Genomic DNA, 18,449 nt, shown 5'->3' with positions numbered 1-18,449 from the left:
GAGCTTTAGACGCACTCCCTGACCGGCGTGCGACAGCTTTCTTTCCAACAATCTCACACCCGCTCTCGGCCGATGCAAGCGGATTCGCGGCAGGGTCGGGCGGGCAACCGATCAGCGCGTATAGTCGCGCTCATCGGCAACGATCTTGCCGTCGTTGGGCAGTTCTCCGGGGGCCGCCACGGCGACGCTGCCGCCAAGCTTGGTGACCTCGCGCAGCGTCGACGCGATGGCTTGCGCATCGATCGCCGCCTCCCGTTTCGTCTCGACGTTGAGCGTCATGACGTCCTGATCCGCCTGCCGCGTGACCACGAGACGCGCCCTGCCGATCTCGGGATGGCGCCTGACGATCTCGGCGACCTGTTTCGGATCGACGAACATGCCCTTGATCTTTGTGCGCTGGTCCGCCCGCCCCAGCCAGCCCCGGATGCGGCGGTTGGTGCGGCCGCAGGGCGATTGTCCCGGCAGGATCGCGGACAGGTCGCCCGTGCCCAGCCGCACCAGCGGATAGGCCTCGTTGAAGCCGGTGACGACGACTTCGCCGACCTCGCCGTCCGGCACGGGATCGTCGGTGCCGGGCCGGACGATCTCGAGGATGAGGTTTTCGTTGACGATCATGCCCGGATGCGGCGTGCCGTCGTCCGCGGCGCTTTCGTAGGCGATGACGCCGAACTCGGCCGTGGCGTAGCATTGGAGGACGTCGACGCCGCGCGCGCGATATTCGGCGCGCATGGACGGGAAAAGCGCTCCGCCGGAGACGAGCCCGAGCCTGATCGAGGAAAGGTCCCGGCCGATCTCGGCCGCCTTGTCGAGCAGCACCTTGAGGAAGTCCGGCGTGCCTGCATAGATGCGCGGCTTCAGCGCCGCTGCGGCATCGACCTGCATTTCGGTGTTGCCGACGCCGGCCGCGAATACGGTGCAGCCGAGGGCGCGCGCGCCGTAATCCAGAATGAAGCCGCCCGGCGTCATGTGATAGGCGAAGGCGTTGTGGACGAGATCGCCCGGCCGCGCGCCGCTCGCGAAGAAGGCGCGCGCGGCCTGCCATGGATCGGGGCCGGGACCCTGCGGTTCCCAGATCGGACCCGGCGACAGAAAGATGCGGCTGCCATTCAGGAAGGCAGCGTTGGCGAAGCCGCCAAAAGGCGGTTCCGCCGCCTGCATCTCCATCAGGTCGGACTTGCGCAGGACCGGGATGCTGGCGAGCGCGGCGCGGTCGGCGATTCCGGCGGGATCCACGCCGTCCAGCCAGCGGGCGAGCCCCGGCGCATGGGCCACGGCTTTGGCCAGGAAGCCCGGCAAGGCCGTTAACAGAGCCCGTTCGCGTTCATCCTCCGACCTGATTTCCAGCGCGTCGAAATAGGCCATCGGCGAGGTCTCCATCCCGTGGGGAATGGTTATCGCAACGAACCGGCGCAGGGTGCAAGCCGCAAGCTCGCCTCGCGGATGGCCGACTTTCGTCTCAGGCGAGCTTGCGCGTCAGCACGAACTGGGTGCCGGTAGCGAGCGTGCAGTTCATCTGGTTGACGTCCACCAGAATGCAGGTCGCCTTCGTGTTCTGGTTGGTGCGCACCGAGAAGAAATCGAGATCGATGGTGCGCTGGTCGCGCGCGACGTAAGTGCCGTTGGTCAGCGTCTCGCCTGTCGCCAGCGATCGCGACGAGAATTGCCCGCCACGCAGCGTCGACACCGCGACGCCGTCCGTACCGACCCAGTCACCGTCGACGCCGGTTTGGGCGGGAGCGCCGACCGGCGGGCGCCCGCCGCCGCTATCGGACGTGCTGGTGCAGGCCGAAAGCAGCCCCGTCGTCAGGATGAATGCGCCCGCGTAGAGAATCGCGCGCTTGGTCATATCGTCAGTCCTCTCCGCATCGGAGCCGTGGCTCTTGGTCCGTCATTGCGAATATTCGCGACGAATGCAAGGCGCACACGCTCCGATGACGGATGCGGCGGGATTATCTCACCAGTATGTTGCGGAACTGCCAGGGGTCGTTTTCGTCGATGTCTTCCGGAAACAGCCCGGGCCGTCCTTCCAGCGGCGTCCAGTCCGTATAGTAGCCCTTGACCGGGCCGAGATACGGCGACTGGACTTCGAGGCATCGGCGATAGTCCATCTCGTCGGCCTCGACGATGCCCGCCCTCGGGTTCTCCAGCGCCCAGACCATGCCGGCGAGAACCGACGACGTGACCTGCAGGCCGGTCGCGTTCTGGTATGGCGCCAGCTTGCGCGCCTCCTCCAGCGAAAGCTGCGAGCCGTACCAGTAGGCGTTGTTGTCGTGGCCATAGAGCAGGACGCCGAGCTCGTCGATACCGTCAACGAGCTCGTTCTCGTCGAGGACATGGTGGACAGGCTGGGGCCTGCCGCCTGCGCCGAACATCTCATGCATCGAAAGGACGGCGTCGTTGCAGGGATGGTAGGCGTAGTGGCAGGTCGGCCGGTAGGTGACCTTGCCCTTCCTGTCGCGCACGGTGAAGAAGTCGGCGATCGAGATCGCCTCGTTGTGGGTGACGAGGAAGCCGTATTGCGGACCGGGCGTCGGGCACCAGGTGCGCACGCGCGTGTTGGCGCCGGGCTGCTCCAGATAGATCGCGGCCTTCGAGCCGTGCTTCTGCTTCTTCGCGTTCTTCGGCATCCACTTTTCGTGCGTGCCCCAGCCCAGTTCGGCGGGCTGCAAACCTTCGGAAATGAAGCCCTCGACCGACCATGTGTTCCAGAACACGTTCATCGGCTTGGGCTTCTTCGAGCGCTGCGTGTCGCGTTCCGCGATGTGGATGCCCTTGACGCCGACCCTTTTCATCAGCTTTGCCCAGCCGGCGCGGTCTTCCGTCGCGGGCTCGTCGAACTCGATCCTGAGGTCGCTGGCGAGATTGACGAGCGCCTGCTTCACGAGCCAGGACACCATGCCCGGATTGGCGCCGGAGCAGGAAACGGCCGTGGTGCCGCCGGGATGCTTCTCCTTCTCCTCCACCACCGTTTGCCTCAGCGCATAGTTTGTGCGCGCCGCGTTTCCAGCCTCATTGTCGAAATAGAAGCCGAGCCACGGTTCCACGACGGTGTCGATATAGAGAACGCCCAGCTTGCGGCAGAGCTTCATCAGCTCCAGCGAGGACGTGTCCACCGAAAGGTTCACGCAGAAGCCCTGGCCGGCGCCTTCGGTCAGCAGCGGGGTCAGCAGCTTCTTGTAGTTCTTCTTCGTCACCGCATCCTGGATGAATTTGATGTCGCGCTCGTCCAGAAGCTTCCTGTCCGTATCGCGCGGGTCGATGACGACCATGCGCGTCTTGTCGAATTTGAAGTGGCGTTCGATGAGCGGCAGGGTGCCGCGGCCGATGGAACCAAAACCGATCATCACGATGGGTCCGGTGATTTCTCCGTAAACCGGCCACTTTTCATTCGCCATTCTTTGCAGACTCCTTCAAGATTTCGCCTTCTGACTGGATGCGCCCCGCGCCCTAACCATAGATCACTGTCATAATAAAGAAAGAAGCGCTGGCACAGGGGCGGCGCGGCCCGGGTGAGGCCGTGTCAGGTCAGACGACCGTCGCCAGAAACTCCACGAGCCTGTCGCGGTCGGCCGTCAGGCCCTTGTAATCGAGCTGGGCGGTGTCCAGCGCGGTGAGCTGGCTCGCGAACGACGCGGCGATGGCTCCGCCGTCGGGATGCCGGAGGAGGAAATCCAGCGGGTCCAGATAGATGCGGATGGTGAAAAGGATGTCCCCGGATCGCGGCAGCTTCCGCAGCGTCTGCCGCTCGACGCGCACGAAGCCGCGCGCAACCGCGACGAGATCGTCGAATTTCGACGGGCGCTGATTGGCGCGGGCATTCCGCTGGAGGTCGGAGAGCGGGTAGTAGAGCTCGCGCCGCGCCTGCAGCGACCAGTTGAGGCGCTGGACGGGCTGCTCCACCTTCAGATTGTCGAACATGCGCTGGATGAGATCGGCGTTGCGCGTGCCGCGCCCGAAGTTTGGCACCGGCGTGTGGATGTCCTGCAGAGCGCGCCCGAATTTCTCCCGCAAGATCCATGAGGATGGAAAGCACAGAGAGCCGGCGACGAGCCGCCAGCCGTCTTCGCTGCGGCGCATCAGGATCAGGTCCTCTTGCACCAGCAGCGAGGCGGCATGAAGCGGCGACAGGCTTTGAAGCCGCGCATTGTCGAGGGCTGGATGCCCGGCAATCGCGATGCCCTTGCACGTCTGGCGAAAGCGCTCCGGAAACGTCGCGCAGACATGCTCTCGGATCAGCGCCAGCACCTCGCGCTGCGCCTCGACCGTGTCCGGCTCCTCGACAAGGACGTCGTCGCGGACGGTGGCGAAGAGCCGGCGCTTCTCGCGCATCTGCTCGTCATAGGTGTCGTCGATCTCGATCCAGTCGGCGAGATCGAGCGGCTTCAGCCCGATGGTGAAGAGTTTTGCCGAGCCGTCATAGGGCGTGTAGGCGGGGAGGGTCATCCGATCCACCTGGGAGGGCGCTCGCGGCTGGTATGGAAGACCCTGAGCACTTCAACCGTATCGCCACGCACGCGATAGGGAATGAGGTACGGCAGACCCGGAACTGACCACTCCCTGATTCTCGCGTGCTGCGCAGGGCGGCCGATTTCCGGTTTTGCCGTGATGAGATCGAAGGACTTGCCGATACGGAGCGCTACCGAATTGGCGGCACCGGGATTTTCGGCCCGGATATATGTGTGGATATCGGCCAGATCACGAACCGCTCTCGGAAGGATTTTGAGTTTCAATTCCGGCCCGCAGGAAAAATATCAGGCTCGGGCATTGGAAGCTCGTCATCGGTGCCCCAGGAGTGCAGCCACTTCATCACTGCTTCACCGGAGACAAAAACGCCTTCATCCGCTTCCTTGATCGCTTCATCGATCGCGGCGAGATAGGCGCGCCGCTCGGCCAGATGGGCCTCGACCGCTTCCTTGACGATGAAGGCGCTGGAGCGGCGCGTCTGGCGCGCATATTCTTCCAGCTCGCGCTTGGTCTCGGGGGACAGTCGGACAGAAAACGTCTCGCTGGCAGCCATGGGTCTGATCCTCTGAACGCGACTTCCGAACACAAGCGAACACATTGTATTCTCCTGTGTTCATCCGGTCAATACAGCCGCGTTCAGGCAAGCCGCGCCGGTATCAGGCCGCGCAGCGAATTGCCGACATAGATGCTTCGCGCCGCACGAAGTTCGGGCAGGGTCATGACGGCTTCGCGCGCTTGTCCCTTTTCCAGCAATTCCGCGCGCAAAACGCCCGCCAGCAAACCGCAATCGAGGCGGGGCGTCGACAGTTCGCCGTCCCCGAGGTCGGCGAAGAGCGTGGTGATGGTGCCCTCGCAGACTTCGCCGCGCTCGTTGAGGAGAAGCACTTCGTCCGCCTGCTGAACGAGATATTCGGCGCGTGCGTGCGTATAGGCGTGCCGGCGCGTGGTCTTGTGGCGCAGCAGCGTGTCGGTTGAGTCCAGACGTTGGCGGGCAATGCGCAGCGTCCATATCCTGTCCGCCGGCAACGGCTCGCAGGGCTGGGCGGCGACGTCGACTTCGCCGTTGCGAGCCAGAACGAGCCGGACGCGCAAGGGATCGCTGCCGCCTACGGCGTGAGCGAGGACCGTTCCCACGCGTTCGGGATCGCAGGCAAAGCCGAGCTCGGCTGCCGAGTTATAGAGCCGCGCGAGATGCCGCTCCAGCCGCACGAAGCCATTCGCAGGCTCCCAGCGCAGCGTCTCGATCAGGTCGAAGCTGGCGGGCTGCCCGTCGCGAAACGCGCCTTCAGCAGGCATTCGGCATATTCCTCCTCGGCGGTGGAATCGAAGACCACGCCGCCGCCGACATTGTAGACGGCTTCCCCGTCCGGAAAGAGCGTTATCGTGCGGATGGCCACCGAAAAACGCATCGGGCCGCCGGGCGCGATCCAGCCGATGGCGCCGCAATAGGCGTCGCGCGGGGCGTCTTCAAGTTGCCGCAGGATCTCCATCGCGCGCATCTTCGGCGCGCCGGTGACCGAGCCGCAGGGAAACAGCGCCGCGAAGATGTCGACGATCGACGCGCCGGGAGCAAGCTTCGCGCGGACGGTGCTGACCATCTGGTGGACCGTCGGATAGGTCTCGATGCGAAAGAGTTCCGGCACGGAGAGCGTGCCGACCTCGCTGATGCGCGATATGTCGTTGCGCAGCAGGTCGACGATCATGCGGTTTTCCGCCTGGTTCTTGGGATCGTTGCGCAGAAATTCCTTCCGGCGCACGTCGTCCGCCGGGTCGGTCCCACGCGCGACGGTGCCCTTCATGGGGTGGGTTTCGATCCAGCCTTCGCGGTCGACCTGGAAAAAAAGCTCCGGCGAACGCGAGAGCACGATCGGGCCGCCGAGTGCGGCCAGCGCGCCATATTTCACAGGTTGGCGTTCGGTCAGGGCGTTGAAGGCGGCAAAAGGATCGCCCGACCAAGCCGCGTCGACCGGAAAGGTGAGGTTGCCCTGGTAGCAGTCGCCGAGGCGGATGTGGCGGTGCAGTTTCTCGAAGCGTTCCGCATAATCGGTGGCCGACCAGCGCGCCCTCGCGTCGAAGATGGGACCGTTGGTGGCCGGTGCAGCCTCATAAGGCAGCGGTGCTTCGGACGGCTGGTCGAAAACGCCTAGGCAGAGAAACGGCACGCGCCTTCCCCCGGGTATCATGGCAGCGAGCTTGGGCTCGAACAGGAATCCCGCCTCGTAGGAGAGATAGCCGGCCAGCCATTTTCCCGCCGCGCGGGCGGCTTCGGCAGCACGAAGGGCGGCGAAGAAATCTTCCGACGTGTCGGCAACGAGCATTTCGAACGGCTTCCGGAACAGCAGTTCCCGCCCGGCGAGATCGTCGCGAAAGAGGATGGAAGGACTATCGATCATCGCACCATAGTGCAGCCTGGCCACGGATGCGGAATTGCCGGGACGCGACAGCCGCTTGTCCATTCCATCCGTAATGTATGTCGCCAGCGAGCGGGAACGGTTTTCTGCGAAACGACCCGCTCGGTCCCAAATGCAACGCCCGTGGATCAGGCGTCCAGCGCTTCCAGTTCGTCGATGAGGCCGGAGATGACCGAAAGCCCCTTGCTCCAGAAGTCCGGATCGGTGGCGTCAAGTCCGAACGGCTTCAACAGTTCCGAATGATGCTTGGTGCCGCCGGCCCGCAGCATGTCGAAATACTTCTCCTGAAAGCCGCTCTCGGCATTCTGGTAGACGGCATAGAGCGAGTTCACCAGGCAATCGCCGAAGGCATAGGCATAGACGTAGAAGGGCGAGTGGATGAAGTGCGGGATGTAGGTCCAGAACGTCTCGTAGCCTTCGCGCAGCCTGATTGCCGGCCCGAGGCTTTCCGACTGCACCTCCAGCCAGAATTCGCCGAGCTTGTCTGCGGTCAATTCGCCGTTGCGGCGCTCGGTATGGACCTTGCGCTCGAACTCGTAGAAGGCGATCTGCCGGACCACCGTGTTGATCATGTCCTCGACCTTCTGCGCCAGCATGGCCTTGCGCTCGCGACGGTCGGTGGTGCGGTCCAGCAGCGAGCGGAAAGTCAGCATCTCGCCGAAGACGGATGCGGTTTCAGCGAGCGTCAGAGGCGTCGCAGCCATCAGCGCGCCCTGGTCGGCGGCAAGCACTTGGTGCACGCCGTGCCCGAGTTCGTGGGCGAGCGTCATGACGTCGCGCGGCTTGCCCATGTAGTTCAGGAGCACGTAGGGATGCACGGAGGGGACCGTCGGATGGGCGAAGGCGCCCGGGGCCTTGCCCGGCCGCGCCGGCGCGTCGATCCAGCGGCGGTCGAAGAACTCGCGGGCGATTTCGGCCATGTCGGGCGAGAAGCTCTGGTAGGCGGAGAGCACGGTGTTCTTCGCATCGTCCCAGCTGATCAGCGCTTGCGGCGTCTCGGGCAGCGGCGCGTTGCGATCCCAGTGGTTCATCGCGTCCATGCCGAGCCAGCGCGCCTTCATCGCATAGTAGCGATGGGAAAGGCGCGGATACGCCTCGCGGACGGCGCTGGCCAGCGCGTCGACGACGCCGCGCTCGACGCGGTTGGCGAGGTGGCGCGAATCCGCAATGTCGGCGAAGCCGCGCCAGCGATCGGAAATCTCCTTGTCCTTCGCCAGCGTGTTGGTGATGAGCGTGAAGATGCGCAGATTGTCCTTGAAGGTACGGGCAAGCGCCTCGGCCGCTTCCCTGCGGACATCGCCATCGGCCTCCTGCAGCCTGTGCAGGGTCTGCTCCAGCGTCAGCCGCTGGCCGCCGAGATCGAAGCGCAGGTCGCTGATCGTCTCGTCGAAGAGGCGGTTCCACGCGCCCCGTCCGGTCACCGATTTCTCATGGAAGAGCTGCTCGACGCGGTCTTCGAGCTGGTAGGGCTTGTCCATGCGCAAATCGAGCACCCACGGCCGGTAGTGGCCGAACGCCGGGTCGGCGTCGAGCGCGGCGAGGACGAGATTGTCGTCGATCACGTTCAGCTCCAGCGTGAAGAAAAGAAGATGCGCGCTGGCATCCGTCATCTTCTGGTTGACGTCGCCGTAGAGCTTGGCCTTCTTCGGGTCCGAGGTGTCGCCGGCATAGACGAGGCCCGCATAGGACGCGATCCGCCCCATCAATTCCTCCAGCGCCTCATATTCCCGGACCGCGAGGCCGAGTCCGCCGCCAGCGCCTTTTGCCGCCTCGGCCGAGAGCTTGCCGCGCCATCTCGTCTCGAACGCGGCGGCCATCTCGATCGCGCGCCCTATGTCGGCTGCGAGTTCCGGCGCGTCCATCGAGGCATAGAGATCTGCGAGGTTCCATTCCGGCAGAATGCCGACAGCGGGGGCCATGGCTTGAGCACTGTTCAGCGCGCGATCAGTGGAGGGTCGCATCATAAGCCTTCCATGTCCGGGAAAGATATCCGACGAATGCGGGCAACGATCCTAAGAGTTCGTTCACCTGCTTTCTTGGGTCGATATTTAGGACCATGTGCCAAGATGGTCCAGTCCGGAAGCGATCAATCGGCAGAACATGGCGGCCCATATCCTTATCGTCGACGACGACCCCGTCCAGCGTCGCTTGCTGGAAGCGGCCGTGCGCCGGTTCGGCCATGAGGCGACGGCGGTGGACGGCGGCGAGGCCGCGCTCGACAGGCTCGAAGGCGGCGGCGACATCCATGTGGTGATCCTCGATCTGGTCATGCCCGGCATCGATGGCCTCGGCGTGCTGAAACGGCTCGGCGAACGCTCGATCAAGACGCCGGTCATCGTTCAGACCGCGCAAGGCGGCATCGATACGGCGGTCACGGCCATGCGCGCCGGCGCCGTGGATTTCTTCGTCAAGCCTGCCTCGCCGGACCGGCTGCAGACCGCCATTTCCAATGCGCTGAAGGTTGAGGAGCTTGAAGGGGAAACGCGACGCGCGACGCGCCGCAACGGCTCCCTGACGTTCAAGGATCTCATCACGCGCAGCCCGGCCATGGAGCGCGCCGTGCGGCTCGGCCAGAAGGCCGCGTCGTCGAATATCCCCGTGCTCATCGAAGGCGAGTCCGGCGTCGGCAAGGAGGTCTTCGCCCGCGCCATACAAGGATCGGGCGAGCGTCGGACAAAACCCTTCGTGACGGTCAATTGCGGCGCCATCCCCGACAATCTTGTGGAAAGCATACTGTTCGGCCACGAAAGAGGTTCCTTCACCGGCGCGACCGAGAAACACGCCGGCAAGTTCGTCGAAGCAAACACGGGCACGCTCTTTCTGGACGAGATCGGCGATCTGCCGCTCGAAACGCAGGTGAAGCTGCTGCGCGCGGTGCAGGAAGGCGAGGTCGACCCCGTTGGCGGACGCCAGACGGTCAAGGTCGACATCAAGCTCATCTCTGCGACCCATCGCGACCTGATGCAGCAGGTGAGAAGCGGCAGGTTCCGCGAGGACCTTTTCTATCGCCTCAACGTCTATCCGATCATGATTCCGCCGCTCAGACAGAGGCGCGAGGACATCGAGCCCCTGGCGCAGTTCCTGAAGGAGCGGGCGCTGAAGCATCACTCGCCCGGCAGACGGCTGGAATTCGCACCCGTGACGCTGCGCCTGCTGGAAGCCTATGACTGGCCGGGCAATGTGCGGCAGCTCGAAAACGCCATCCTCCGGGCTATCCTGCTTTGCGACGGTGACACGCTGGAGCCGGCGGATTTTCCGCAGATCAGCCACGAGGTCGACGGGCACCTGATCCCCGACAGCGCGCGTTCCGCGGTCCGGCTCCAACAGGGTGCGGCCTTGATGCCGGTGCAGCCGCCCTTGGAGGTCGTAACGGAAGCCGCGCCGGTTTCGCCATTAGCGCCCGCCAAGGGCATGATGCGAACCCTCGACGATCGGGGCAATGTGCGTTCGCTGGCCGAGGTCGAGGTCGAGATGATTCGCTTCGCCATCGAGCACTACAGCGGCCAGATGAGCGAAGTGGCGCGGCGGCTGGGAATCGGCCGCTCGACGCTCTACCGGAAAATGAAGGAATATGACATCGCGTCGGATGCCGGGCACCCGGAGCAGCTTGCCACCTGACGCTCCGTCGCGAAATCGCTAACGAAACCGGCTGTTTACCAAGTTTTCCGCAGCAACAGTTTTGCCAAACGCCTGCCACTGTGTTACCGCATTTCTGCTTCAATAAGCAGCGGTTAACCATTGGGATCGATATTCGGACGTGTTCAAGACATCGTCCGGGCGTCAAATCCGGGGACGGACAGTACCTAACAAGGCCTGTTGATTTGATTGGTATCGAGCGACTCATCGACGGTCCGCGTGCGTTTGCGGCGGTCTGGAAGCGGATGTTCATTCTCCTGTGCTTCGCGGCAGGCGCCATGTCTTTCGGCGTTTCAGCCTCGGAGGCGGAGACACGAACGCTGAAGCTTTATTTCATCCACACGGGCGAGAAGGCCGAAATCACCTTCAAGCGCAACGGCCGTTACGATCAGGCCGGGCTGCAGAAGATCAACCGTTTCCTGCGCGACTGGCGCCGCAACGAACCGACCAAGATGAACCCCCGGCTGCTGGATCTGGTCTGGCAGGTGTATCAAGGGAGCGGTTCAAACGGTTACATAAACGTGGTGTCGGCCTACCGGTCGCCGGCGACCAACTCCATGCTGCGCAGCCGTTCCAAGGGCGTCGCCAAGAAAAGCCAGCACATGCTGGGCAACGCCATGGATTTCTTCATTCCGGGCGTGCCGCTGAAGAAGCTGCGCGACCTCGGTCTGAAGGCCCAGGGCGGCGGCGTGGGCTATTATCCGCGTTCCGGTTCGCCTTTCGTGCACATGGATGTCGGCAACGTGCGCCACTGGCCGCGCATGAGCCGCAAGGAACTCGTCGCCGTCTTCCCGAACGGCAAGACGCTGCATGTGCCGAGCGACGGCAAGCCGCTGCCCGGCTTCGATCAGGCGCTCGCGGCATACCAATCCCGCCAGAAATCCGGCGGCACGGCGCTGGCCCTCGCCAATACCGGCGACAGCAGCCGTAAATCCAAGAACCTTTTCGCCATGCTGTTCAGCCGCAGCGCGGACGAGGAAGAGGAGAGCGGGCCGGAGGCCGTCGCGGAGGAACCGGAAATCAAGCCCGTCCGCTCGCAGCCCAAGCCGGTTCAGGTCGCCGAGCCCGAGGAATTGCCGGGCGTCCCGACTGCTGCTCCGGCCCCCGCGATGGAAGCGCCGCGCCAGCCGGTGCCGGCGGAGACCATCGTGGCTGCTCTGCCGCAGCGCGCCGTGCCGCTTCCCGAAGTCGCGCCGCGGCCGAAGGCCGAGGTGGGACGCGCCGAACCCGACCAGATTCCGTTCCAGATGGCCGATCCGGTCGATACGGCGGCTGCCCAGATGGTGGAAGAACCGGAAGCGAGGCCCGCCGAGGTGGCGATCAAGGTGCCGCTGCCGACCTGGCGTCCCGACTATGCTCCCGCGCAGCCCGAAGCGGACGATCCCGTGCTGCTGGCTCTGGCCGAGGAGGAGGCGCGTGCGCCGATGCCTTCCGCGCGTCCTGCCGTCGAAGCTGTCGAGGATTTCGCGGCCACGCCCGACAAAGCCGATCTCAGCGTCGCTTCCGTGGAAAGGGACAGCACGCAGATCGCCTCGCTGATCAGCGCTTCCGAGCCTCGTGATCTCGCCGAGGAACAGGCGATCGCGCGGGAACCGGTGAAGATCGTGACCACCGACACCAAGAGCACGCGCAAGGCCGCCCGTGCCACGAAACTCGATCGCAAGGCTCCGCCGGCTTCGATCGTGCTTCCGGCGCAGCCGTCCGATGCCCGCTGGGCCTTCGACGAGGATTATGTCGCCAAGGGCAAGGGCGGCAACAGCGCGCCTTCCTTCGCCTACAACATCGTGCGCACGGCCCCGCGCGAGGTCTACGCCAACGGCTTCCAGCCTGACGGCAAGGAACTGCAGGCGAACAAGTTTTCCGGAAAGGCCGTGGCTTTCCTGCCGGTGGCGCGCTTCGAAGCCAATTGACCCGGCACGGCTGATCTCTGCCGCGCGAAGAATTGCATGAAAAGACGGCCGGCTCAGCTGGCCGTTCTGCTATGCGGCCCTGCGCAGCGCGTCCGCGGCGCGCGCAAGCGCTTCGATCTCCGCCCAGTCTCCGGCCTTGATCAGCGCGTCCGGCGCCACCCAGGAGCCGCCGACGCAGACGACGTTGGGCTGCGCGAGATATTCGGCGGCGTTTTTCGCCGAAATGCCGCTTGTCGGGCAGAAGCGCAGGCCGTTGAAAGGCGACGCCAACGCCTTGAGGAAATCGATGCCGCCCGATTGCTCAGCCGGAAAGAACTTTAGAAAATCGAGCCCGGCATCGAGCGCCATCATCATCTCGCCCGGCGTTATCGCACCGGGAAGCAGCGGCACCTCGCTGTCGGCGGCGGCCGAAAGCAGGTTCTGGGTGATGCCGGGGCTGACGATGAAGCGCGAGCCCGCCTTCGCCGCCTCGTTGAACCGTTTCGGATTGAGGATCGTGCCCGCGCCGACGATCGCTTCCTCTACCTCGGCCGCGACGCGGCGGATGGCGTCCAGTGCCGCCGGCGTGCGCAGCGTGATCTCGATGGCCCGCAGGCCGCCCTTCGCCAGCGCCCGGGCCAACGGCACGGCCTTCTCGACCTCCTCGATCTTGATCACGGGAATCACAGGCTGCCCGGCAAGCAGGGAAAGCAAAGCATCGGTCTTGTTGGGCATGGTTGGCACCGTTCGGAAGGATTTCAATCGAATTAGGCGATCTGTCGCGCTCTGTCCATCGCGTTCGGCAAGACCGGGTTAGCTTCTGCCGAACAGTGCCGCGAGGAAGCGGACGACACGATTCCAGATGCCCGCCCCGCCCACGCCAAAGGGTATCGCGCGGCGGAGCGCGGCAAGCGTCTTCGGGCCGGGGATGCCGTCCACGTCGAGGCCGCTGTCGGCCTGAAAGCCGCGAATCGCCTTGCGTGTCAGCGGCCCCATGAGGCCATCGGCCTCGACAGGATAGCCGGCGGCCGAAAGCATGCGCTGGAGGTCGACGGTATCGATCGGTGTGGCGGTGCCGGTGGAAGCTTCGCTTTCACGCGACTTCGTTGCACCGCCAGAATTTCGATACCGCTCATATGCTGCGGCGATCTTCGTATGATAGCCGTGCTTCGCGTAGGCGGGACCGTTATAGGCGCGCGCGAAGGCGGCCCAGTCCAGTCGACGGATCGCACCGGAGAGTCCGGCTTTCTCGACGTAAAGGCACATCAGCGTGATCTGCCCCGCGATACCGCTTCGCGCCTCGGCGACGAACGCGTCGATGTGGGGAAAGCCGAGCCATCGCCAATGCGCGCCCATGACCTGTCCCAGACCCCATGAGACGGCTTCGTGCGCGGCAGCATGGTCGATGGCGGCGGCAGCCCGCAGAAGCCGCCAGCGGCCGGCCTGCGTAGCGGGATTCGCGATCGCGCCTGCGACCGGGGATGCCAATCCCGCCGCGCGCGCCTGTTCGCGTTTCGCACCCGTCAGGCGCTGATCGAAATAATGTCCTTCGAAGCGGATCAGTGGTTCCGGCCGTCCGCCCACCGTGGCGAAGGCTTGTCCGCCGCTTTCCACCTCGGCGATGGCCAGCAGCGCGGCTGCTTCGACGCCGAGCCGTCCAGCCATGATGTCGACCGCTTTCAGGACCTCGTCATCGAACATACGGCGCCTCCTTTGACGACGCCATTGTCTCGGCAAACGGGCAGGCGGGGATAAAATCGGCGGTGAATCTCTTTAACTGACGCTCTGTCGCCATAGGGACAAACACCAACCGATTGATTCAATAGGATATGGCTGTATCCCTTGAACGCCGGAACGGCGCGGTTTATCTCCCGCGTGTCATGAATCCATCCCCGCCGGATACGCCGCTCCTCGTCGCTGCGCTCTATCGTTTCGCGCGTCTCGACGCCTATCGGGATATGCGTGCGCCGCTTGCCGCCTTCTGCTGCGGTCGTGGAATCAAGGGCACGCTGCTGCTTGCGGCGGAAGGCGTCAATGGAACTGTCGCCGGTACGGAAGGGGCCATCGGCGAACTCGTCGAGCATCTGGAGTCTGTCCCGGAACTCGCAGGGCTGGAAGTGAAATACAGCCGGGCCGCCGAGATGCCTTTCCACCGCATGAAAGTGCGGCTGAAGAAGGAAATCGTGACGATGGGCGTCGAGGGCGTCGACCCGCTGGCAAGCGTCGGCACCTATGTCGAGCCCGCCGACTGGAACGCGCTGATCGCCGATCCGCAGACGGTGGTCGTCGATACGCGCAACGATTACGAAGTATCGCTCGGCACGTTTCGCGGCGCGGTCGATCCGGAGACGCGCAGCTTCACCGAGTTTCCGGTTTGGGCGAAGCGGAATCTCGATGCGCTGCAGGGCCGCAAGGTCGCGATGTTCTGCACCGGCGGCATACGCTGCGAGAAGGCGACGGCCTACATGAAATCGATCGGCGTCGAGGAGGTGTTCCATCTCAAGGGGGGCATCCTCAAGTATCTCGAGACGGTCGAGCCGCAAGCGAGCCTCTGGGACGGCGAGTGCTTCGTCTTCGACGAGCGCGTCTCCGTGAAGCATGGACTGGAGGCGGGCGAGGCGTCCCTGTGCCGGGCGTGCCGCCATCCGCTGACCGCGCAGGACAGGGCGTCTCCCGACTATGTCGAGGGGATTTCCTGCTCCCATTGCCGGCAGGAGCGCAGTGAGGCTGACCGTGCCCGCTATGCCGAGCGTCACCGGCAGGTCGCGCTTGCCGCGGCGCGCGGCGGAAAGCCTCACGTCGGCAGTTGAACATCGGCTGACAGTCTTCCGGCCGTCATTGCAATGTCGCCATAGCCTCCCTATTTCGCCTGAGGCGCGCAATTTCTGCGCATCCCGCGATCCGGAGGCCCTGATGCTCGATCCCAAGAAACTGCTCAACGACCTGCTCGGCTCGCAGCTTCCCGGAAGCGGCGGCAGCGTCAGGGACGGCGCAACGAAGGTGCAGCAGATGGCGAAGGACAACCCTCTGGCTACCGGCGCGCTTGTCGCCGTGCTGCTCGGCACCAGGACCGGGCGTAATCTGGCCGGAACGGCGATCAAGCTGGGCGGCCTCGCGGCTATCGGCAGCGTCGCCTACAACGCCTACAAGAACTACCGCGACGGCAACAATCCCGCGCAGACCACGGAGAAGCAGCCGGAACTCCTGCCGCCGCCTGCCGATACCGACTTCCATCCGTCGCAGGCGCCGCAAGGCGAGGCCGAATTCGCGCTGACGCTTGTGCGGGCGATGATCGCCGCCGCGAATGCGGACGGGCATATCGATGAGACCGAACGCAAGCGCATCGCCGACAAGCTGAGCCTCGCCGGTGTCGGCGCGGAGGCCGAGGCGTTCCTGCTCAAGGAAATCCAGAACCCCTGGTCCATCGACCAACTGGTCGCGGCCGCGCAGACGGAAGCCCAGCGCGTTGAACTTTACACCGCCTCGCGGCTGACCATCGAGCCCGATACCCGGACGGAGCGCGGCTATCTCGATCTTCTTGCCGGACGACTTAACCTTCCGGACGCGCTTATCGACCATGTGGAGGCGACGATCGTGTCCGCCACGACCATCCAGACTGGGTCGGCAGGACCAGCGGACGCTACATCTTCCGGCCCGGCGCCGACCTCGGTGCCTAACGTCAATCCGCGCTGGTAGCAGCGGCTTCGAATCGCCGGGCAAGAAGTCGAATTTCGCGCTTTGCTTATCTTCGCGGACGACTGGACATCGGCGGTATATGCAATGCCAAGCCCTTTCTTGAGCGGCACTGAACGGGTGGTCGCTTCTGTTTCGCGTTAACCCTTTTTTAACGCATCAAGCGCATCCTAAATTTATTCGGATCAGCTTTTCTCCTCCCAAGCGATCCCATTCAGGGCGGCCCCAACGGACCGCCCTCTTTGTTCCCGGTCTTGCCTTCCGCCCTGCCATCTGCAATGCCATCCCACGCATATCGGAGGGATCTGTTGATGGGAAACGGCAAGACAGCGATCGTCACGGGAGCCGGCAGCGGGGTCGGCAAGGCCACGGCGGCGACGCTTCTCAGAAACGGCTGGAACACCGTCTTCGTGGGACGGCGGCAGGCGGCGCTCGATGAGGCCGTAAAGGCGGCAGGCGAGGCTTCCGGAAAGGCGCTGGCGATCTCCTGCGACGTGTCGAAATCGCCCGAGGTCGAAGCGATGTTCGACAAAGTGGTCGAAGCCTTCGGCCGGGTGGATCTGCTCTTCAACAATGCCGGCACCGGGTTCAAGGCATCGACCCCGGACGAAATCCCGGTCGAGGCGTGGGAGAACACGGTTGCCGCCAATCTCAACGGCTCGTTCTATTGCGCCCGGGCGGCTTTCCGCGTGATGCGCGCGCAGAAACCGCAAGGTGGCCGCATCATCAACAACGGCTCGGTCTCGGCCTATGCGCCGCGCCCCGGCTCGGCTCCCTATACGGCGACAAAGCACGCCATAACCGGTCTCACCAAATCGCTGGCGCTCGACGGCAGGCCGTTCGACATCGCCTGCGGCCAGATCGACATCGGCAACGCGCTCACCGAAATGGCGCATGCGATGACGCTGGGCGTGCCGCAGGCCAATGGCACGATCGCGGTCGAGCCGACCATCGATGTGCAGCGTGTCGCCGATTCCGTGCTGCACATGGCGAACATGCCGCTCGACACGAACGTGCTGTTCATGAACGTGATGGCGACCAAGATGCCGTTCGTGGGGCGGGGGTAAACCCGCCCCGACGGGCCGCGCTCAGGCGGCCTGCGGCGCCTTTTCGCTCTGCAGGAAATCGCCCATCCGGTCGAGCGCCCTGAGGATGTTCTCCTCCGAATTGGCGTATGATAGCCGGATGTAGCCCTCGCCGAGAATGCCGAAGTCGGGGCCGCCGATGAGCGCGACGCCAGCCCTGTCCAGCAGGGCCGAGGCGAGTTGCTTTGCCTTCCAGCCCGTCTGGGCGACATTCGGAAACGCATAGAACGCGCCCTTCGGCGTGATGCAGGATACGCCGGGCAGCTTGTTCAATCCTTCGACCACCACTTTCCTGCGGCGGTCGAAAGCCTTCATCATGGCCTCCACCTCGTCCTGCGGTCCGTCGATCGCGGCGATGCCGGCGAACTGGCTCGGCGCGTTGACGCAGGACCAGCAGTTCACGGCCAGCTTGCGCACCTTGTCGTAGAGATGGTTGCTCGACGCAGTGTTCGGCCAGATCGACCAGCCCATGCGCCAGCCGGTCATCGCCCAGGTCTTGGACCATCCGTTGAGCACGATCAACCGGTCGCGGATCTCGGGGAAGGTCAGCAGCGAGACGTGCTTTTCGCCGTCATAGGTCATCACGTCGTAGATCTCGTCCGACATGATGGCGACGTCGGGATGCTTCCCGAGGCCCTTCACGAGCTTTTCGATCTCGATGCGCGGCGTCACGCCGCCGGTCGGGTTTGCGGGAGAATTCAGGATGATGAGCCGTGTCTTCGGCGTGATAAGCGCCAGCGTCTCCTCGGCCGAAAAGGCGAAGCCGTTCTCCTCACGGATCGGGATCGGGACGGGTTTGGCCCCGGTGAACTCGATCATCGAGCGGTAGATTGGAAATCCGGGATCGGGATAGAGGATTTCCGCGCCGGGCTCGCCGAACATGATGATGGCGGCATACATGGTCGGCTTGCCGCCGGGCAGGATCATCACGTTCTCCGGCGACACCTCGACGCCGGTGAGCGCCAGCGTCCGGCGTACGACGGCCTCGCGCGTGGCGAGGAGGCCGGTGGCCGGCGTGTAGCCGTGATGGCCGTCGCGCAGGGCCTTGATCGCCGCCTCGACGATGTGGGGCGGCGTCTTGAAGTCGGGCTGGCCGATGCCGAGGTTGACGATGTCCCTGCCTTCGGCCGCAAGCGCCGTCGCGCGCGCCAGAACCGCGAAGGCGTTCTCCTCGCCGAGTCGATCGAAGGCCGGCACTGTTTGGAGCATTTTCCCTACCCATCTGGTTCTTTTGCGTTGAACGCGTTTTTGTGAGCCTTGCGTGGCTTTTG

17 protein-coding genes are annotated in these 18,449 nt (G+C 64.4%); 5 read left to right on the top strand and 12 right to left on the bottom strand.

The genetic code is table 11. The features are described 5' to 3' along the window. Window positions 1–111 precede the first annotated feature (111 nt). The 9 genes from M9955_01105 to M9955_01065 all read right to left on the bottom strand — a co-directional run bounded on the left by M9955_01105 (window position 112) and on the right by M9955_01065 (window position 8,836). Entirely contained in the window at window positions 112–1,362 is a 1,251-nt protein-coding gene (locus M9955_01105; protein ID MCO5080234.1) for an AMP-binding protein, read from the bottom strand. Between the two features lie 94 nt (window positions 1,363–1,456). Further along, complete coding sequence (locus M9955_01100; protein ID MCO5080233.1) at window positions 1,457–1,846, bottom strand: hypothetical protein; 390 nt, start codon at window positions 1,844–1,846, stop codon at window positions 1,457–1,459. A 103-nt stretch (window positions 1,847–1,949) separates the two neighbouring features. Further along, window positions 1,950–3,395: a homospermidine synthase gene (locus M9955_01095; protein MCO5080232.1), complete on the bottom strand. Its 1,446-nt coding sequence runs from the start codon at window positions 3,393–3,395 to the stop codon at window positions 1,950–1,952. Window positions 3,396–3,525: 130 nt separating this feature from the next. Then, the gene (locus M9955_01090; protein MCO5080231.1) at window positions 3,526–4,443 is read right to left on the bottom strand and encodes a DUF3445 domain-containing protein; all 918 of its coding nucleotides are present in this window, start codon (window positions 4,441–4,443) and stop codon (window positions 3,526–3,528) included. Continuing rightward, window positions 4,440–4,730, bottom strand: coding sequence for a type II toxin-antitoxin system RelE/ParE family toxin (locus M9955_01085; protein MCO5080230.1), 291 nt, complete (start codon window positions 4,728–4,730; stop codon window positions 4,440–4,442). Before M9955_01085 ends, M9955_01090 begins: the two co-directional genes overlap by 4 nt. Next, window positions 4,727–5,017: a CopG family ribbon-helix-helix protein gene (locus tag M9955_01080; GenBank protein ID MCO5080229.1), complete on the bottom strand. Its 291-nt coding sequence runs from the start codon at window positions 5,015–5,017 to the stop codon at window positions 4,727–4,729. Before M9955_01080 ends, M9955_01085 begins: the two co-directional genes overlap by 4 nt. Window positions 5,018–5,100: 83 nt before the next feature. Then, the gene (locus M9955_01075) at window positions 5,101–5,760 is read right to left on the bottom strand and encodes an aminotransferase class IV family protein (GenBank protein ID MCO5080228.1); all 660 of its coding nucleotides are present in this window, start codon (window positions 5,758–5,760) and stop codon (window positions 5,101–5,103) included. Further along, window positions 5,709–6,857, bottom strand: coding sequence for an aminodeoxychorismate synthase component I (locus M9955_01070; GenBank protein MCO5080227.1), 1,149 nt, complete (start codon window positions 6,855–6,857; stop codon window positions 5,709–5,711). Before M9955_01070 ends, M9955_01075 begins: the two co-directional genes overlap by 52 nt. A 146-nt stretch (window positions 6,858–7,003) precedes the next feature. Then, a complete protein-coding gene (locus M9955_01065) occupies window positions 7,004–8,836 on the bottom strand; it encodes a M3 family oligoendopeptidase (GenBank protein MCO5080226.1) in 1,833 nt (610 codons plus the stop codon). Between the two features lie 139 nt (window positions 8,837–8,975). Here M9955_01065 and M9955_01060 point away from each other — a divergent pair, with 139 nt between their 5' ends. Next, window positions 8,976–10,493 carry a sigma-54 dependent transcriptional regulator gene (locus M9955_01060; protein MCO5080225.1) on the top strand — a complete coding sequence of 506 codons (1,518 nt, stop codon included), beginning with the start codon at window positions 8,976–8,978 and terminating at the stop codon, window positions 10,491–10,493. Window positions 10,494–10,756: 263 nt separating this feature from the next. Next, on the top strand, window positions 10,757–12,421 hold the full coding sequence (locus M9955_01055) for a DUF882 domain-containing protein (GenBank protein ID MCO5080224.1): 1,665 nt from the start codon (window positions 10,757–10,759) through the stop codon (window positions 12,419–12,421). 69 nt (window positions 12,422–12,490) lie between these two features. Here M9955_01055 and M9955_01050 read toward each other — a convergent pair whose 3' ends face one another. Together M9955_01050 and M9955_01045 are read right to left on the bottom strand one after the other, a co-directional pair. Further along, window positions 12,491–13,135, bottom strand: a complete 645-nt coding sequence (locus M9955_01050; GenBank protein ID MCO5080223.1) for a 2-dehydro-3-deoxy-phosphogluconate aldolase — start codon at window positions 13,133–13,135, stop codon at window positions 12,491–12,493. Between the two features lie 78 nt (window positions 13,136–13,213). Continuing rightward, on the bottom strand, window positions 13,214–14,101 hold the full coding sequence (locus M9955_01045; protein MCO5080222.1) for an N-acetylmuramidase domain-containing protein: 888 nt from the start codon (window positions 14,099–14,101) through the stop codon (window positions 13,214–13,216). A 179-nt stretch (window positions 14,102–14,280) separates the two neighbouring features. Between M9955_01045 and M9955_01040 the strand changes: the two genes are divergently transcribed. The 3 genes from M9955_01040 to M9955_01030 all read left to right on the top strand — a co-directional run bounded on the left by M9955_01040 (window position 14,281) and on the right by M9955_01030 (window position 17,160). Next, window positions 14,281–15,210: a rhodanese-related sulfurtransferase gene (locus M9955_01040; GenBank protein MCO5080221.1), complete on the top strand. Its 930-nt coding sequence runs from the start codon at window positions 14,281–14,283 to the stop codon at window positions 15,208–15,210. A 103-nt stretch (window positions 15,211–15,313) separates the two neighbouring features. Further along, a complete protein-coding gene (locus tag M9955_01035; protein ID MCO5080220.1) occupies window positions 15,314–16,096 on the top strand; it encodes a tellurite resistance TerB family protein in 783 nt (260 codons plus the stop codon). Between the two features lie 308 nt (window positions 16,097–16,404). Then, window positions 16,405–17,160 carry an SDR family oxidoreductase gene (locus M9955_01030; protein ID MCO5080219.1) on the top strand — a complete coding sequence of 252 codons (756 nt, stop codon included), beginning with the start codon at window positions 16,405–16,407 and terminating at the stop codon, window positions 17,158–17,160. A gap of 21 nt (window positions 17,161–17,181) precedes the next feature. Here M9955_01030 and M9955_01025 read toward each other — a convergent pair whose 3' ends face one another. Beyond that, window positions 17,182–18,387 carry a pyridoxal phosphate-dependent aminotransferase gene (locus tag M9955_01025; protein MCO5080218.1) on the bottom strand — a complete coding sequence of 402 codons (1,206 nt, stop codon included), beginning with the start codon at window positions 18,385–18,387 and terminating at the stop codon, window positions 17,182–17,184. Window positions 18,388–18,449 lie beyond the last annotated feature (62 nt).

It is taken from the genome of Rhizobiaceae bacterium (assembly GCA_023953845.1).
Lineage (GTDB): Bacteria > Pseudomonadota > Alphaproteobacteria > Rhizobiales > Rhizobiaceae > Arvimicrobium.
This window is presented reverse-complemented; position numbering and strand designations above follow the sequence as displayed.

Coding starts and splice junctions, on each gene's coding strand:
- M9955_01105 (MCO5080234.1), bottom strand. CDS start 1,362: ATGGCCTATTTCGACGCGCTGGAAATCAGGTCGGAGGATGAACGCGAA.
- M9955_01100 (MCO5080233.1), bottom strand. CDS start 1,846: ATGACCAAGCGCGCGATTCTCTACGCGGGCGCATTCATCCTGACGACG.
- M9955_01095 (MCO5080232.1), bottom strand. CDS start 3,395: ATGGCGAATGAAAAGTGGCCGGTTTACGGAGAAATCACCGGACCCATC.
- M9955_01090 (MCO5080231.1), bottom strand. CDS start 4,443: ATGACCCTCCCCGCCTACACGCCCTATGACGGCTCGGCAAAACTCTTC.
- M9955_01080 (MCO5080229.1), bottom strand. CDS start 5,017: ATGGCTGCCAGCGAGACGTTTTCTGTCCGACTGTCCCCCGAGACCAAG.
- M9955_01075 (MCO5080228.1), bottom strand. CDS start 5,760: ATGCCTGCTGAAGGCGCGTTTCGCGACGGGCAGCCCGCCAGCTTCGAC.
- M9955_01070 (MCO5080227.1), bottom strand. CDS start 6,857: ATGATCGATAGTCCTTCCATCCTCTTTCGCGACGATCTCGCCGGGCGG.
- M9955_01065 (MCO5080226.1), bottom strand. CDS start 8,836: ATGCGACCCTCCACTGATCGCGCGCTGAACAGTGCTCAAGCCATGGCC.
- M9955_01060 (MCO5080225.1), top strand. CDS start 8,976: ATGGCGGCCCATATCCTTATCGTCGACGACGACCCCGTCCAGCGTCGC.
- M9955_01055 (MCO5080224.1), top strand. CDS start 10,757: ATGTTCATTCTCCTGTGCTTCGCGGCAGGCGCCATGTCTTTCGGCGTT.
- M9955_01050 (MCO5080223.1), bottom strand. CDS start 13,135: ATGCCCAACAAGACCGATGCTTTGCTTTCCCTGCTTGCCGGGCAGCCT.
- M9955_01045 (MCO5080222.1), bottom strand. CDS start 14,101: ATGTTCGATGACGAGGTCCTGAAAGCGGTCGACATCATGGCTGGACGG.
- M9955_01040 (MCO5080221.1), top strand. CDS start 14,281: ATGAATCCATCCCCGCCGGATACGCCGCTCCTCGTCGCTGCGCTCTAT.
- M9955_01035 (MCO5080220.1), top strand. CDS start 15,314: ATGCTCGATCCCAAGAAACTGCTCAACGACCTGCTCGGCTCGCAGCTT.
- M9955_01030 (MCO5080219.1), top strand. CDS start 16,405: ATGGGAAACGGCAAGACAGCGATCGTCACGGGAGCCGGCAGCGGGGTC.
- M9955_01025 (MCO5080218.1), bottom strand. CDS start 18,387: ATGCTCCAAACAGTGCCGGCCTTCGATCGACTCGGCGAGGAGAACGCC.